The sequence below is a fragment of the Stenotrophomonas sp. genome, assembly GCF_036662295.1.
Classification (GTDB): domain Bacteria; phylum Pseudomonadota; class Gammaproteobacteria; order Xanthomonadales; family Xanthomonadaceae; genus Stenotrophomonas.
In genome coordinates this window covers 1-16,423 of sequence record NZ_JAVWXA010000090.1, presented here as the reverse complement: position 1 = coordinate 16,423, position 16,423 = coordinate 1, and the positions used below count along the sequence as shown (strand labels likewise).

At 63.4% G+C, this 16,423-nt stretch carries 11 protein-coding genes, 1 tRNA gene and 1 pseudogene; all 13 read left to right on the top strand.

Annotation, left to right across the window (positions count from 1 at the left end; translation table 11 throughout):
* Positions 1–101 (top strand): annotated as a pseudogene (locus RSA25_RS15150) (elongation factor Tu); the annotation flags it as partial.
* Between the two features lie 100 nt (positions 102–201).
* A tRNA-Trp gene (locus RSA25_RS15145) sits at positions 202–277 on the top strand.
* A 44-nt stretch (positions 278–321) separates the two neighbouring features.
* A complete protein-coding gene (secE, locus tag RSA25_RS15140; RefSeq protein ID WP_332809679.1) occupies positions 322–729 on the top strand; it encodes a preprotein translocase subunit SecE in 408 nt (135 codons plus the stop codon).
* A 10-nt stretch (positions 730–739) separates the two neighbouring features.
* Positions 740–1,300, top strand: coding sequence for a transcription termination/antitermination protein NusG (nusG, locus tag RSA25_RS15135; protein WP_259210314.1), 561 nt, complete (start codon positions 740–742; stop codon positions 1,298–1,300).
* 232 nt (positions 1,301–1,532) lie between these two features.
* Positions 1,533–1,961, top strand: a complete 429-nt coding sequence (gene rplK, locus RSA25_RS15130; protein WP_332809678.1) for a 50S ribosomal protein L11 — start codon at positions 1,533–1,535, stop codon at positions 1,959–1,961.
* 4 nt (positions 1,962–1,965) lie between these two features.
* A complete protein-coding gene (gene rplA, locus RSA25_RS15125; RefSeq protein WP_332809677.1) occupies positions 1,966–2,664 on the top strand; it encodes a 50S ribosomal protein L1 in 699 nt (232 codons plus the stop codon).
* Between the two features lie 386 nt (positions 2,665–3,050).
* Complete coding sequence (gene rplJ / locus RSA25_RS15120) at positions 3,051–3,590, top strand: 50S ribosomal protein L10 (protein ID WP_332809676.1); 540 nt, start codon at positions 3,051–3,053, stop codon at positions 3,588–3,590.
* 62 nt (positions 3,591–3,652) lie between these two features.
* Positions 3,653–4,021, top strand: a complete 369-nt coding sequence (gene rplL, locus RSA25_RS15115; protein ID WP_068849444.1) for a 50S ribosomal protein L7/L12 — start codon at positions 3,653–3,655, stop codon at positions 4,019–4,021.
* A gap of 297 nt (positions 4,022–4,318) precedes the next feature.
* Positions 4,319–8,473, top strand: a complete 4,155-nt coding sequence (gene rpoB, locus RSA25_RS15110) for a DNA-directed RNA polymerase subunit beta (RefSeq protein ID WP_332809675.1) — start codon at positions 4,319–4,321, stop codon at positions 8,471–8,473.
* Positions 8,474–8,562: 89 nt separating this feature from the next.
* Positions 8,563–12,804 carry a DNA-directed RNA polymerase subunit beta' gene (gene rpoC, locus RSA25_RS15105; protein ID WP_332809674.1) on the top strand — a complete coding sequence of 1,414 codons (4,242 nt, stop codon included), beginning with the start codon at positions 8,563–8,565 and terminating at the stop codon, positions 12,802–12,804.
* Between the two features lie 370 nt (positions 12,805–13,174).
* A complete protein-coding gene (rpsL, locus tag RSA25_RS15100; protein ID WP_017356008.1) occupies positions 13,175–13,549 on the top strand; it encodes a 30S ribosomal protein S12 in 375 nt (124 codons plus the stop codon).
* 12 nt (positions 13,550–13,561) lie between these two features.
* A complete protein-coding gene (gene rpsG / locus RSA25_RS15095) occupies positions 13,562–14,029 on the top strand; it encodes a 30S ribosomal protein S7 (protein WP_017356009.1) in 468 nt (155 codons plus the stop codon).
* A gap of 138 nt (positions 14,030–14,167) precedes the next feature.
* On the top strand, positions 14,168–16,309 hold the full coding sequence (fusA, locus tag RSA25_RS15090; RefSeq protein ID WP_332809673.1) for an elongation factor G: 2,142 nt from the start codon (positions 14,168–14,170) through the stop codon (positions 16,307–16,309).
* The last annotated feature ends 114 nt before the right edge of the window (positions 16,310–16,423 follow it).

The following is a 16,423-nucleotide window of genomic DNA, read 5'->3' as shown; positions in this document are numbered from 1 at the left end:
CGCTGATCAACCCGGTCGCCATGGACGAAGGCCTGCGCTTCGCGATTCGTGAAGGTGGCCGTACCGTCGGCGCCGGCGTGGTCTCCAAGATCATCGCGTAATTTCGTAATACCGGCGGTTGCTTAGCGCTGCCGGTCTCGCGAATGGCGGGCCGGGAACCTCGGTCCGCCTTCGCCGTCTAAGGGAAGGCAGTTTTTCAGTACGCCAGTAGCTCAATTGGCAGAGCAGCGGTCTCCAAAACCGCAGGTTGGGGGTTCGAGTCCCTCCTGGCGTGCCACTTCTCCCTTCCAGCGGCCATGCCGCCTCAGCAGCCAGAGCCGGATGAACAGCAAGATCGAGCATTCCAAGGACAACGCCTCTTCTGGAGGTGATATCGTCAAGTACGCCGCCGCAACCATCCTGGTGCTGGCGGGTCTTTTTGCTTGGTACTGGTTCGGCACCCCTGAGCATGCGTCCCAGAGTGCATGGGCCGGTCCGCTTCGCGGTCTGGCCGTTGTCGTTGGCCTGGTGGCCGGCGTTGGCGTGTTCCTGATGACCGGCAAGGGTCGCGACACGCGTGAGTTCCTTTCCGAATCGCGTTTCGAACTGCGCAAGGTGGTCTGGCCGACCCGCCAGGAAGCCATCCGCATGACCTGGGTGGTGATCGTGGTCGTGATCATCCTCAGCCTCCTGCTGGGCGGATTTGATTTCCTGATTCAGAAAGCGACCCAGTGGTTCCTGGGTCGATAAGGAGAAACCAGTGAAGCGTTGGTACGTCGTTCACGCCTATTCGGGCTTCGAAAAGTCGGTGGCGCAGGCTCTGCGCGATCGCATCGTGCGTGACGAGATGCAGGAGCGCTTCGGTGATGTCCTGGTCCCGACCGAGGAAGTGGTCGAAATGCGTTCCGGCCAGAAGCGCCGTTCCGAGCGCAAGTTCTTCCCGGGTTACGTGCTGGTCCAGATCGAGACCCACGAAGAAAACGGCATCCCGCGCATCGACAACGAAAGCTGGCACCTGGTCAAGGATACGTCCAAGGTGATGGGCTTCATCGGCGGCACCGCCGACCGTCCGTTGCCGATCCGTGATGAAGAGGCCGCTGCCATCCTGGACCGTGTTCAGGAAGGTGTCGAGAAGCCGCGTCCGAAGGTGCTGTTCGAGCCGGGCCAGATGGTCCGCGTCACCGAAGGCCCGTTCAACGACTTCAACGGCGTGGTCGAGGAAGTCAACTACGAGAAGAGCCGTCTGCGCGTCTCGGTGCTGATCTTCGGTCGTGCCACCCCGGTCGAACTCGAGTTCGGCCAGGTCGAAAAGCAGGCCTGATCGGCCTGCCGGGCCAGCGGGGGAATCCTCCGCGGTCCTGCCATCTGCCTGTACAGGCATGTGAAGAAAAAACCTGATATAGTGCGCGGCTTCCTGCCAGGAAGCTGGCAAAAAGAACGGCCACCGCGAGGTGGCCTTCTGCATGAATTCAAAACGCGATGCCGGGACGCGTGATTCCCGGTCCGATGGGGAGCCTGTTGTCGCAAGGCGCTAGCACCCGGAGAGCATACTCATGGCAAAGAAAGTTGTCGGTTACATCAAGCTGCAGGTCAAGGCCGGTCAGGCCAACCCCTCGCCGCCGGTCGGTCCTGCGCTGGGTCAGCGCGGCCTGAACATCATGGAATTCTGCAAGGCCTTCAATGCCGCCACGCAGAAGCAGGAACCGGGTCTGCCGGTGCCGGTGATCATCACGGCCTATTCGGACCGTACGTTCACCTTCATCACCAAGAGCACCCCGGCTGCCGTGCTGCTCAAGAAGGCCGCTGGCATCTCCTCGGGCTCCAAGCGCCCGAATACCGACAAGGTCGGCAAGGTGACCCGCAAGCAGCTGGAAGAGATCGCCAAGACCAAGGAAGCCGACCTGACGGCCGCCGACCTGGACGCCGCGGTGCGCACGATTGCCGGTTCTGCCCGTTCCATGGGCCTCGTGGTGGAGGGTTAAGAAGATGGCACAGACCAAGCGTGAGAAGGCCATCAAGGCCGCCGTCGTCCCGGGCAAGGCATACGCCTTCGAAGACGCAATCAAGATCCTGAAGACCGCTACCAAGGCCAAGTTCGTCGAGTCCTTCGACGTCGCCGTGCGCCTGGGCGTGGACGCCAAGAAGTCCGACCAGCAGGTGCGCGGTTCCACCGTGCTGCCCGCCGGTACCGGCAAGTCGGTCCGCGTGGCGGTGTTCGCCCCGGCCGGTGCCAAGGCTGACGAAGCCCTGGCCGCTGGCGCCGAAGCCGTCGGCATGGACGACCTGGCCGAGAAGATGCAGGCCGGCGATCTGAACTACGACGTCGTCATCGCCACCCCGGACGCCATGCGCGTCGTGGGTAAGCTGGGCACCGTGCTGGGCCCGCGCGGCCTGATGCCGAACCCGAAGGTCGGCACCGTGTCGGCCAACCCGGGCGAAGCGGTCAAGAACGCCAAGTCGGGCCAGGTGCGTTACCGCACCGACAAGGCCGGCATCATCCACTGCACCATCGGCAAGGCCGACTTCGCCGAAGACGCGCTGAAGTCGAACCTGCAGGCGCTGCTGCTGGACCTGATCAAGGCCAAGCCGGCCACCTCGAAGGGCACCTACCTGCAGAAGGTTTCGGTCAGCTCGACGATGGGCCCGGGCGTCACCGTCGACCAGTCGTCGCTGACCCTGAAGTAATTGTTTGACGCGGGTGCCGGGCCCAGGCCTGGCACCCGTGAATTTTGAAGGCAATCCGAGTGGGGTCCGCCCCGCGGAGATAGCCGTCAAAGACCGCAGGCGCGGTGGGTACATACCGGCGACGGGCAGGGATGCTCGCATTGGCAAGGAGTCGCCGCCGGCGCAGTACCGCCGCTTAATCGGTTCCCCCGGGAACCACCCTGCGTAGATGGTGCCCTTCTGGAGTTTTTCTGGTTTACGCACGTCTGGGTTCACCCAGGTTGGCCATCCAGGTCTAGAACGGCCCACCCTTGGAACATCACCTGATGTTCCCGGCGTCCAGGACGGACACCGCCCAGGACCGCACACGGCAGGAGCCGTAAGCGGAGTTCAATTGGAGGAGTGCAATGGCTCTCAATCTGTCCCAGAAGCAAGAAGTAGTCGCGGAGCTGGCAGAAATCGCCGGTAAGGCACACTCCTTGATCGCAGCCGAATACGCTGGCACCTCGGTCTCCCAGATGACCGCGATGCGCAAGCAGGCACGCGAAACCGGCGTTTTCTTGAAAGTTGTCAAGAACACGCTGGCGGCCCGTGCAGTGGAAGGCACCGAATACGAATGCGCCAAAGACGCCCTCGTCGGTCCGCTGCTGTACGCGTTCTCGCTTGAGGAGCCCGGCGCAGCCGGTCGCCTGATCAAGGATTTTGCCAAGACCAACGACAAGCTGCAGGCGAAAGTCGTGGCCATCGGCGGGGAACTGTTCCCGGCTGGCCATGTCGACGTCCTCGCCTCGCTGCCGACCCGTGATCAGGCCCTGGCCATGCTGGCCCGCGTCCTGGCCGAGCCGGCCTCGATGTTTGCCCGCGCCGTCAAGGCCGTGGCCGACAAGCAGGGTGGTGGCGACGAAGCCCCCGCCGACGCTGCCGAGCCGGTCGCCGAGACCGCCTGAGTCGACGTTTCCGTGGTTCCTGACGGAACCTCAACCCAGAAAATTATCCAAAGGTAATCAAAATGTCCCTTACCAACGAACAGATCGTCGACGCAATCGCCGAAAAGTCCCTGATGGAAGTGATGGAGCTGGTCAAGGCCATCGAAGAGAAGTTCGGCGTTTCCGCCGCTGCTCCGGTTGCCGCAGCTGCTGCTGCCGGCCCGGCCGCTGCTGTTGAAGAGCAGACCGAATTCGACGTCATCCTGAAGTCGGCTGGCGAAAAGAAGGTCGAAGTGATCAAGGCCGTCCGCGCCATCACCGGCCTGGGCCTGAAGGAAGCGAAGGATCTGGCAGAAGCCGGCGGCATGATCAAGGAAGCCGCTTCGAAGGACGACGCTGCCAAGTTCAAGAAGGACCTGGAAGCTGCTGGCGCGACTGTCGAAGTCAAGTAAGCAGTTCCTTGCCTCGCCATCGAATCACGGCGATGCAGCCAAGGCTGGGGGCGTAAGCCCCCGGCCTTTGGTCGTTGTTGCGCGGTCGGTCCGACGCGTGATGCCGGCCGATGGAGCCGACGGTTGGTCGGCTGGTTTTTTCTGACTTTTCCGGCCCAGGCCGGCGAGTTGGCAGTTGGAAGTAGCGGGAGAAGGCGTGCTGGTGCCGGCAATACCAGCGACTTCCAACTGACAATTTTCATGTTCCCTTCGGGTCGCGCCTGTTCACGGCGGCCCGCACAGCCAAGGTGAGACCCCATGACGTCATATTCGTTCACCGAAAAGAAGCGTATCCGCAAGGATTTCGGCAAGCAGCGCTCGATCCTCGAAGTGCCTTTCCTGCTCGCCATCCAGGTGGATTCCTACCGTGAATTCCTGCAGGAAAACATCGATCCGGCCAAGCGCCGCGATCTGGGCCTGCACGCCGCGCTGAAGTCGGTCTTCCCGATCGCCAGCTACAGCGGCAATGCCGCGCTGGAATACGTGGGTTACAAGCTGGGCGATCCGGTCTTCGACGAGCGCGAGTGCCGCCAGCGTGGCATGAGCTACGGCGCGCCGCTGCGCGTGACCGTGCGCCTGGTGATCTACGACCGCGAGTCGTCCACCAAGGCCATCAAGTACGTGAAGGAGCAGGAGGTCTACCTCGGCGAAATCCCGCTGATGACCGACAACGGCACCTTCATCGTCAACGGTACCGAGCGCGTCATCGTGTCGCAGCTGCACCGTTCGCCGGGCGTGTTCTTCGACCACGACCGTGGCAAGACGCACAGCTCGGGCAAGCTGCTGTACAGCGCCCGCATCATCCCCTACCGCGGTTCCTGGCTGGACTTCGAGTTCGACCCGAAGGATGCCCTGTTCACCCGTATCGACCGTCGCCGCAAGCTGCCGGTGTCGATCCTGCTGCGTGCGCTGGGTTACAGCAACGAAGAAATGCTGGCCGAGTTCTTCGAGATCAACACCTTCCACATCAACCCCGATGAAGGTGTGCAGCTCGAACTGGTCTCCGAGCGCCTGCGCGGCGAGACCCTGAACTTCGACCTGGCCGACGGCGACAAGGTCATCGTCGAAGCCGGCAAGCGCATCACCGCGCGCCACGTCAAGCAGCTGGAAGCCTCGGGCATTGCCGCCCTGGCCGTGCCGGACGATTACATCGTCGGCCGCATCCTGTCGCACGACGTGGTCGATGCCACGACCGGCGAACTGCTGGCCCAGGCCAACGACGAAATCAGCGACGAGCAGCTGCAGGACTTCCGCAAGGCCGGCGTCGATGCAGTGGGCACCCTGTGGGTGAACGACCTGGATCGTGGCCCGTACCTGTCCAACACCCTGCGCATCGATCCGACCAAGACCCAGCTGGAAGCCCTGGTCGAGATCTACCGCATGATGCGTCCGGGCGAGCCGCCGACCAAGGATGCCGCGCAGAACCTGTTCCACAACCTGTTCTTCACCTTCGAGCGCTACGACCTGTCCACGGTCGGCCGCATGAAGTTCAACCGTCGTGTCGGTCGCAAGGCCGTCACCGGCGAAGCCGTGCTGTACGACCGCAAGTACTTCGGCGAGCGCAACGACGAAGAGTCCAAGCGCCTGGTCAACGAGCTGGGCGAAACCTCGGACATCCTGGAAGTGATCAAGGTCCTGACCGAGATCCGCAACGGTCGCGGCGTGGTCGATGACATCGATCACCTGGGCAACCGTCGCGTGCGTTCGGTCGGCGAAATGGCCGAGAACGTGTTCCGCGTGGGCCTGGTCCGCGTCGAGCGCGCGGTCAAGGAGCGCCTGTCGATGGCCGAATCCGAAGGCCTGACCCCGCAGGAGCTGATCAACGCCAAGCCGGTCGCCGCTGCCATCAAGGAGTTCTTCGGCTCCTCGCAGCTGTCCCAGTTCATGGATCAGAACAACCCGCTGTCGGAAGTGACGCACAAGCGTCGCGTCTCGGCCCTGGGCCCGGGCGGCCTGACCCGCGAGCGCGCCGGCTTCGAAGTGCGCGACGTGCACCCGACCCATTACGGCCGCGTCTGCACCATCGAAACCCCGGAAGGCCCGAACATCGGCCTGATCAACTCGCTGGCCGTGTACGCCCGCACCAACCAGTACGGTTTCCTGGAAACCCCGTACCGCAAGGTGAGCGATGGCAAGGTCTCCGACGAGATCGAATTCCTGTCGGCCATCGAGGAAAACGAGTACGTCATCGCCCAGGCCAACGCCCTGACCGATGCCAAGAGCATGCTCACCGAGCAGTTCGTGCCGTGCCGCTTCCAGGGTGAGTCGCTGCTCAAGCCGCCGGCGGAAGTCCACTTCATGGACGTCTCGCCGATGCAGACCGTGTCGATCGCTGCCGCGCTCGTCCCGTTCCTGGAGCACGATGACGCCAACCGTGCACTGATGGGCGCCAACATGCAGCGCCAGGCCGTGCCGACCCTGCGTGCGCAGAAGCCGCTGGTGGGTACCGGCATCGAGCGCGCCGTGGCGCGTGACTCGGGCGTGACCGTGAATGCCCGTCGTGGCGGCGAGATCGTGCAGATCGACGCCGGCCGCATCGTGGTCAAGGTCAACGAGGCCGAGATCACCGACGCGACCGACGCCGGCGTGGACATCTACAACCTGATCAAGTACACCCGCTCCAACCAGAACACCTGCATCAACCAGCGTCCGCTGGTGGAAGTGGGCAACGTGGTGGCGCGTGGCGACGTGCTGGCCGATGGTCCGTCCACCGACATCGGTGAACTGGCCCTGGGCCAGAACATGCTGATCGCCTTCATGCCGTGGAACGGCTACAACTTCGAAGACTCCATCCTGCTCTCCGAGCGCGTGGTGGAAGAGGATCGTTACACCACGATCCACATCGAAGAGCTGACCTGCGTGGCGCGTGACACCAAGCTGGGGCCGGAGGAAATCTCCGCCGACATCCCGAACGTTTCCGAGCAGGCCCTGAACCGCCTGGACGAGAGCGGCGTGGTGTACATCGGTGCGGAAGTCCGCGCCGGCGACATCATGGTCGGCAAGGTCACCCCGAAGGGCGAAAGCCAGCTGACCCCGGAAGAGAAGCTGCTGCGCGCGATCTTCGGCGAGAAGGCCTCGGACGTGAAGGACAGCTCGCTGCGCGTGCCGCCGGGCATGGACGGCACCGTCATCGACGTGCAGGTCTTCACCCGCGACGGCATCGAGAAGGACAAGCGTGCGCGCCAGATCGAAGAGAACGAGATCAAGCGCGTCAAGAAGGACTTCGACGACCAGTTCCGCATCCTGGAAGCGGCCATCTACGCCCGTCTGCGCTCGCAGATCGTGGGCAAGGTGGTCAACGGCGGTGCCGGCCTGAAGAAGGGCGACAGCATCACCGACGCCTACCTGGATGGCCTGAAGAAGGCCGACTGGTTCGTGCTGCGCATGAAGGACGACGACGCCTCCGAAGCCATCGAGCGCGCGCAGAAGCAGATCCAGGCGCACGAGAAGGAATTCGAGCGTCGCTTCGCCGACAAGCGCGGCAAGATCACCGCCGGTGACGACCTCGCCCCGGGCGTGCTGAAGATGGTCAAGGTGTTCCTGGCCGTGAAGCGCCGCATCCAGCCGGGCGACAAGATGGCCGGCCGCCACGGCAACAAGGGTGTGGTCTCCAACGTGGTGCCGGTCGAGGACATGCCGTACATGGCCTCGGGCGAGACCGTGGACATCGTGCTGAACCCGCTGGGTGTGCCGTCGCGTATGAACATCGGCCAGATCCTGGAAGTGCACCTGGGCTGGGCCGCCAAGGGCCTGGGTCGCAAGATCCAGGGCATGCTGGAAGCCCAGGCCGCGATCAACGACCTGCGCACCTTCCTGGACGATGTCTACAACCACGACAAGACCCAGCACGCCAACCACGTCGACCTGACCCAGTTCAGCGACGAGGAGCTGCTGCGCCTGGCCGGCAACCTGACCGACGGCGTGCCGATGGCCACCCCGGTGTTCGACGGTGCCACCGAAGCCGAGATCAAGCACATGCTTGCCCTGGCCGACCTGCCGCTGAGCGGCCAGACCCAGCTGTATGACGGCCGCACCGGCGAGGCATTCGATCGCCACACCACCGTCGGCTACATGCACTACCTGAAGCTGAACCACCTGGTCGACGACAAGATGCACGCCCGTTCGACCGGCCCGTACTCGCTCGTTACCCAGCAGCCGCTGGGCGGCAAGGCGCAGTTCGGTGGCCAGCGCTTCGGTGAAATGGAAGTCTGGGCGCTGGAAGCCTACGGCGCGGCCTACACCCTGCAGGAAATGCTGACGGTGAAGTCCGATGACGTGCAGGGCCGCAACCAGATGTACAAGAACATCGTCGACGGTGAGCACGAGATGGTCGCGGGCATGCCGGAATCCTTCAACGTGCTCGTGAAGGAAATCCGCTCGCTGGCCATCAACATGGAACTGGAAGACAACTGATCGCGCAGGCGCGGCTGCCCCGGCAGCCGCGCCGCCGGAAGTGACTCGACAGCCCCATCGACAAGATTTCCTCCTTTCGGAGAAACACCATGAAAGACTTGCTGAACCTCTTCAACCAGCAGCGCCAGACGCTGGATTTCGACGCGATCAAGATCGCGCTGGCCTCGCCGGACCTGATCCGTTCGTGGTCCTTCGGCGAAGTGAAGAAGCCGGAAACCATCAACTACCGTACCTTCAAGCCGGAGCGTGACGGCCTGTTCTGCGCCGCCATCTTCGGGCCGGTCAAGGACTACGAGTGCCTGTGCGGCAAGTACAAGCGCATGAAGCACCGCGGCGTGGTCTGCGAAAAGTGCGGCACCGAAGTCACCCTGGCCAAGGTGCGCCGCGAGCGCATGGGCCACATCGACCTGGCCTCGCCGGTCGCGCACATCTGGTTCCTCAAGTCGCTGCCCTCGCGCATCGGCCTGATGCTGGACATGACCCTGCGTGACATCGAGCGCGTGCTGTACTTCGAAGCCTACGTGGTGACCGAGCCGGGCCTGACCGCCCTGGAGCGCCGCCAGCTGCTGACCGAAGAACAGTACCTGCAGGCCCGCCAGGAGCACGGCGACGACTTCGACGCCGCCATGGGCGCCGAGGCCGTGTACGAGCTGCTGCGCACCATCGACCTGCAGTCGGAGATGACCCGCCTGCGCGAGGAAATCGCCAGCACCGGTTCGGAAACCAAGCTCAAGCGCCTCACCAAGCGCATCAAGCTGGTCGAAGCCTTCCTCGAGTCGGGCAACCGCCCGGAGTGGATGGTCATGACCGTGCTGCCGGTGCTGCCGCCGGACCTGCGTCCACTGGTGCCGCTGGACGGTGGCCGCTTCGCCACCTCCGACCTGAACGACCTGTACCGCCGCGTCATCAACCGCAACAACCGCCTGCGCCGCCTGCTCGAGCTGAACGCGCCGGACATCATCGTGCGCAATGAAAAGCGCATGCTGCAGGAATCGGTCGATGCGCTGCTGGACAACGGCCGTCGCGGCCGTGCCATCACCGGCACCAACAAGCGCCCGCTGAAGTCGCTGGCCGACATGATCAAGGGCAAGCAGGGTCGCTTCCGTCAGAACCTGCTGGGCAAGCGCGTGGACTACTCGGGCCGTTCGGTCATCGTGGTCGGTCCGTACCTGCGCCTGCACCAGTGCGGCCTGCCGAAGAAGATGGCGCTGGAGCTGTTCAAGCCGTTCGTGTTCGCCAAGCTGCAGCGTCGTGGCCTGGCCACCACCATCAAGGCCGCCAAGAAGCTGGTCGAGCGCGAAGAAGCCGAAGTCTGGGACATCCTGGAAGAGGTCATCCGCGAACATCCGGTGATGCTGAACCGTGCGCCGACCCTGCACCGCCTGGGCATCCAGGCGTTCGAGCCGGTGCTGATCGAAGGCAAGGCCATCCAGCTGCATCCGCTGGTCTGCACCGCGTTCAACGCCGACTTCGACGGTGACCAGATGGCCGTCCACGTGCCGCTCTCGCTGGAAGCCCAGCTGGAAGCGCGTGCGCTGATGATGTCTACCAACAACATCCTGTCGCCGGCCAACGGCGAGCCGATCATCGTGCCGTCGCAGGACGTGGTGCTGGGTCTGTACTACATGACCCGCTCGCTGGAAAACAAGAAGGGCGAGGGCATGGCCTTCGCCAACATCGCCGAAGTCAAGCGCGCCTACGACAACCGCGTGGTGGAACTGCACGCACGCGTCAAGGTCCGCATCACCGAGGTGGTGACCGACGAAGACGGCAACAAGCAGAACAAGACCTCGATCGTGGACACCACGATCGGTCGCGCCCTGCTGGCTGAAATCCTGCCGGAAGGCCTGCCGTTCGCGCTGGCCAACACCGAGCTGACCAAGAAGAACATCAGCCGCCTGATCAACTCCAGCTACCGCCAGCTGGGCTTGAAGGACACGGTCGTGTTCGCCGACAAGCTGATGTACACCGGCTTCGCCTACGCCACCCGCGCCGGCGTGTCGATCGGCATCGACGACATGCTGATCCCGGACGAGAAGAAGGGCATCCTCACCGAGGCCGAAGCCGAAGTGCTGGAAATCCAGGAGCAGTACCAGTCCGGTCTGGTCACCGCCGGCGAGCGCTACAACAAGGTGGTGGACATCTGGTCGCGCACCAATGAGCGCATCGCCAAGGCGATGATGGACACCATCGGCACCGAGAAGGTGGTCAATGCCAAGGGCGAGACCATCGACCAGAAGTCGATGAACTCGCTGTACATCATGGCCGACTCCGGTGCCCGTGGTTCGCAGGCCCAGATCCGCCAGCTGGCCGGCATGCGTGGCCTGATGGCCCGTCCCGATGGCTCGATCATCGAGACGCCCATCAAGGCGAACTTCCGCGAAGGCCTGAACGTGCAGGAGTACTTCAACTCCACCCACGGTGCCCGTAAGGGTCTGGCCGATACGGCGCTGAAGACCGCCAACTCGGGTTACCTGACCCGTCGTCTGGTGGACGTGGCGCAGGACGTGGTGATCACCGAGGTGGATTGCGGTACCACCGAAGGCCTGACCATGACCCCGATCGTGGAAGGCGGCGACGTCGTGGAGCCGTTGAAGGAGCGCGTGCTGGGTCGCGTGGTTGCCGAGGACGTGTTCCTGCCGGGCAATGACGAAGATCCGATCGTGACCCGCAACACGCTGCTGGACGAAGCGTGGGTGGCCAAGCTGGAAGACGCCAGCGTGCAGTCGGTGAAGGTCCGTTCGACCATCTCCTGCGCCTCGGCCTTCGGCGTCTGCGCCCACTGCTACGGCCGCGATCTGGCCCGTGGCCACATCGTCAACATCGGCGAAGCGGTCGGCGTCATCGCCGCCCAGTCGATCGGTGAGCCGGGTACCCAGCTGACCATGCGTACGTTCCACATCGGTGGTGCGGCATCGCGTGCGGCGGCGGTGGACAACATCACCGTCAAGACCACCGGTTCGGTGAAGTTCAACAACCTGAAGTCGGTCGAGCACGCCAGCGGTTCGCTGGTGGCGGTCTCGCGTTCGGGCGAAATGTCGGTGCTCGATGCCCACGGCCGTGAGCGTGAGCGTTACAAGCTGCCGTACGGCGCGACCATCACGTCCAAGGACGGCGATGCGGTCAAGGCTGGCCAGACCGTGGCCAACTGGGATCCGCATAACCACCCGATCGTGTCCGAAGTGGCCGGTTTCATCCGCTTCATCGACTTCATCGACGGCGTCACCGTCATCGAGAAGACCGACGAACTGACCGGCCTGGCGTCGCGTGAAATCACCGACCCGAAGCGTCGTGGTTCCCAGGCCAAGGACCTGCGTCCGATCGTGCGCATCGTGGATGCCAAGGGCAATGACCTGACCATCCCGAACACCGATCTGCCGGCCCAGTACCTGCTGCCGCCGCGTTCCATCGTCAACCTGCAGGACGGCGCCGCCGTCGGCGTGGGCGACGTGGTCGCCAAGATCCCGCAGGAAGCGTCCAAGACCCGCGACATCACCGGTGGTCTGCCGCGCGTGGCCGACTTGTTCGAAGCGCGCAAGCCGAAGGATCCGGCGATCCTGGCCGAGCGTTCGGGCATCATCAGCTTCGGCAAGGACACCAAGGGCAAGCAGCGCCTGATCATCAAGGACACCGATGGTTCCGAGCACGAAGAGCTGATCCCGAAGTACCGTCAGGTGATCGTGTTCGAAGGCGAGCACGTGACCAAGGGCGAAACCATCGTGGACGGCGAGCCGAGCCCGCAGGACATCCTGCGCCTGCTGGGTGTCGAGCCGCTGGCGGCCTACCTGGTCAAGGAAATCCAGGACGTGTACCGCCTGCAGGGCGTGAAGATCAACGACAAGCACATTGAAGTGATCACCCGCCAGATGCTGCGCAAGGTCGAGATCACCGACCAGGGCAGCAGCAAGTTCCTCAATGGTGAGCAGGCCGAGCGCCAGCGCGTCATCGAGGAAAATGCACGCCTGACCACCCGCAACGAGCTGATTGCCCGTTTCGACCCGGTCCTGCTGGGCATCACCAAGGCCTCGCTGGCCACCGAGTCGTTCATCTCGGCGGCCTCGTTCCAGGAAACCACCCGCGTGCTGACCGAAGCGGCCGTTCGCGGCACCTCGGACAACCTGCGCGGCCTGAAGGAAAACGTCATCGTCGGTCGCCTGATCCCGGCCGGTACCGGTCTGGCGTACCACGCCAACCGTCGCCGCAACGCCTCGGGCCTGACCGATTCGGAAATGCAGACCCTGTCCGGCAGCGCGCCGGTCGCGGTCGAAGCGCCGGCGGCCGTGGTGGCCGAATCGTCCGATGCTGAACAGGCATCGGGCAGCGACGAGTAAGACGTGGGCCCGGTCTCGACCGGGCCTGCGGCAGGGCAGGGCGCCGACCCCAGGTCGGTCCCTCCCCTGAAATGGTCCGGCCCTGGGTCGGACCGGATCGGCGGCGCTGGCCACTGGCCGGATCGCCGCCGATGAGGTAGGATGCCCGCCGGTCTTGAAAAGGACTGGCTTGACAACCTGAACGGGGGGCATGGAGAAGGCTCCCCTGTAACGGCCCCGGATCAGGGCTGGCTTGGCGCGTGCGCATTTGACTGCGTTTTCGCCAGGTTGCTACAATCGTCTGTCTCAGCAGGCCGGTTTTTCGCCTGCTCGCACATTTCCGCATTCAATGGCCAGTTTTTTCATTGGCCTCTCTCAGAAGAACATACTGATGGCGACGATCAATCAGCTTGTCCGCAAGCCGCGGCAGGCAACCACTTATAAGAGTGCCTCCCCGGCCCTCGATAAGTGCCCCCAGCGCCGTGGCGTCTGCACGCGCGTGTACACCACCACTCCGAAGAAGCCGAACTCGGCGCTTCGCAAGGTTGCCAAGGTTCGCCTGACCAACCAGGAAGAAGTGATTAGCTACATCGGCGGCGAAGGCCACAACCTGCAGGAACACTCCGTGGTCCTGATCCGTGGCGGTCGCGTCAAGGATCTGCCGGGTGTGCGTTACCACACCGTGCGTGGCTCGCTGGACGCCTCCGGCGTTGCCAAGCGTCGCCAGGGCCGTTCCAAGTACGGCGCCAAGCGTCCGAAGAGCTAAGGGAAAGTACACATGTCTCGTAAAGGTAATACGCCGCAGCGCTCTGTCCTGCCGGATCCGAAGCACGGAAGTGAAACCATCGCTCGTTTCATCAACATGGTGATGCTGAGCGGCAAGAAGTCGGTCGCTGAAAAGATCGTCTATGGCGCCATGGACGTGATCGGCGAAAAGAACCCGAACTCCGTCGAGCTGGTGCAGAAGGCTCTGGACAACGTGGCTCCGTCGGTCGAAGTGAAGTCCCGCCGCGTCGGTGGTGCCACCTACCAGGTGCCCGTCGAAGTGCGTTCGTCGCGCAAGATGGCCCTGGCCATGCGTTGGCTGATCGACTCGGCGCGCAAGCGTGGTGAGAACACCATGCCCAAGAAGCTGGCTGCCGAACTGCTGGACGCCTCGGAAAACCGTGGCGGCGCCATCAAGAAGCGCGAAGAAACCCACCGCATGGCCGAAGCCAACAAGGCATTCGCCCACTACCGCTGGTGAGTTTGACGGCCTTGCAAAACAGGCACGGCGGCACTATTTCATAGTGCCGCTTCGCGGCACCTGGGGTGCCGCGCCAATCCGAAGGCCGCCGAAAGGCGGCGTTCGGCCATCCGAATTCCAAGAAATCGAGAGGCTCCCGTGGCCCGCAACACTCCCATCGAGCGTTACCGCAACTTCGGCATCATGGCTCACATCGATGCCGGCAAGACCACCACGTCCGAGCGCATCCTGTTCTACACCGGCAAGAGCCACAAGATCGGTGAAGTGCACGACGGCGCTGCCACCATGGACTGGATGGAGCAGGAGCAGGAGCGTGGCATCACGATCCAGTCCGCTGCGACCACCGCGTTCTGGAAGGGCATGGACAAGTCCCTGCCGGAGCACCGCTTCAACATCATCGATACCCCCGGGCACGTCGACTTCACCATCGAAGTGGAGCGCTCGCTGCGCGTGCTCGACGGTGCCGTGTTCGTGCTGTGCGCCGTCGGTGGCGTGCAGCCGCAGTCCGAAACCGTGTGGCGCCAGGCCAACCGGTACAAGGTGCCGCGCATTGCGTTCGTCAACAAGATGGACCGCACCGGTGCCAACTTCACCAAGGTCGTGGGCCAGCTGAAGGCCAAGCTGGGCGCGGTCGCCGTGCCGATGCAGCTGCCGATCGGCGCCGAAGAAAACTTCAAGGGCGTGGTCGACCTCATCAAGATGAAGGCCATCCATTGGGATGAAGCCTCGCAGGGCATGAAGTTCGAGTACCTCGAGATCCCGGCGGACATGCAGGCCGAGGCTGAAGAAGCCCGCACCTACATGATCGAAGCGGCTGCCGAAGCCAGCGAAGAGCTGATGGAAAAGTACCTGGGCGGCGAAGAGCTGACCGAGGCCGAGATCGTGGAGGCCCTGCGCGTGCGCACCCTGGCCACCGATATCGTGCCGATGTACTGCGGCTCGGCGTTCAAGAACAAGGGCGTGCAGGCCATGCTGGACGGCGTGGTGCAGCTGCTGCCGTCGCCGATCGACGTGCCGGACGTGACCGGTACCGACGTGGACGATGAAACCATCGCCCTGAGCCGCAAGTCCGACGACAAGGCGCCGTTCTCGGCCCTGGCCTTCAAGATCATCACCGACCCGTTCGTGGGCGCGCTGACCTTCTTCCGTGTCTACTCGGGCACGCTGAACGCCGGCGACCAGCTGCTGAACTCGGTGAAGGGCAAGAAGGAGCGCATCGGCCGCATCCTGCAGATGCACTCCAACGATCGTGAAGAGATCAAGGAAGTGCTGGCCGGCGACATCGCCGCGGCGGTGGGTCTGAAGGACACCACCACCGGCGACACGCTGTGCTCGCAGGACCACCCGATCATCCTGGAGCGCATGGTGTTCCCGGAGCCGGTCATCTCGATGGCCGTCGAACCGAAGACCAAGTCCGACCAGGAAAAGATGGGCCTGGCCCTCGGTCGTCTGGCCCAGGAAGATCCGTCGTTCCGCGTCAAGACCGACGAAGAATCCGGCCAGACCATCATCTCGGGCATGGGCGAGCTGCACCTGGACATCATCGTTGACCGCATGAAGCGCGAGTTCAACGTGGAAGCCAACGTCGGCAAGCCGCAGGTGGCCTACCGCGAAACCATCCAGATGGCCGACGTCAAGTCGGATTACAAGCACGCCAAGCAGTCCGGTGGTAAGGGTCAGTACGGTCACGTCGTGATCGAGCTGTCGCCGATCACCGCTGAAGACCGTGCCGATCCGAAGATCGCGCCGTTGATCAAGGATGATTTCCTGTTCATCAACGACATCACCGGTGGCGTGATTCCGAAGGAATTCATTCCGTCGATCGAAAAGGGCCTGCGCGAAACCATCACCAGCGGTCCGCTGGCTGGCTTCCCGGTCGTGGACGTGAAGGTCAAGCTGGTGTTCGGCTCGTACCATGACGTCGACTCCTCGGAAATGGCGTTCAAGCTGGCGTCCTCGATGGCCTTCAAGCAGGGCTTCTCCAAGGCCAAGCCGGTCCTGCTGGAGCCGATCATGAAGGTCGAGATCGTGACCCCGAGCGACTATCAGGGTGACGTGATGGGCGACGTGAGCCGTCGTCGCGGCATGCTGCAGGGTTCGAGCGTGACCGGTGATGGCTCGGCCGAGATCATCAACGCGATGATCCCGCTGGGTGAAATGTTCGGCTACGCCACCTCGCTGCGTTCGCAGACCCAGGGTCGTGCCACCTTCACGATGGAGTTCGACCATTACGAGCCGGCTCCGACGAACATCGCTGAATCCGTGATCAAGAAGTCCTGAGCGTAAGCTCAGGGCTCCACCTCCTTCTTTTCTGATATCCAAGGTATACAACAATGGCAAAGGGTAAGTTCGAGCGCACCAAGCCGCACGTCAACGTCGGCACCATCGGTCACG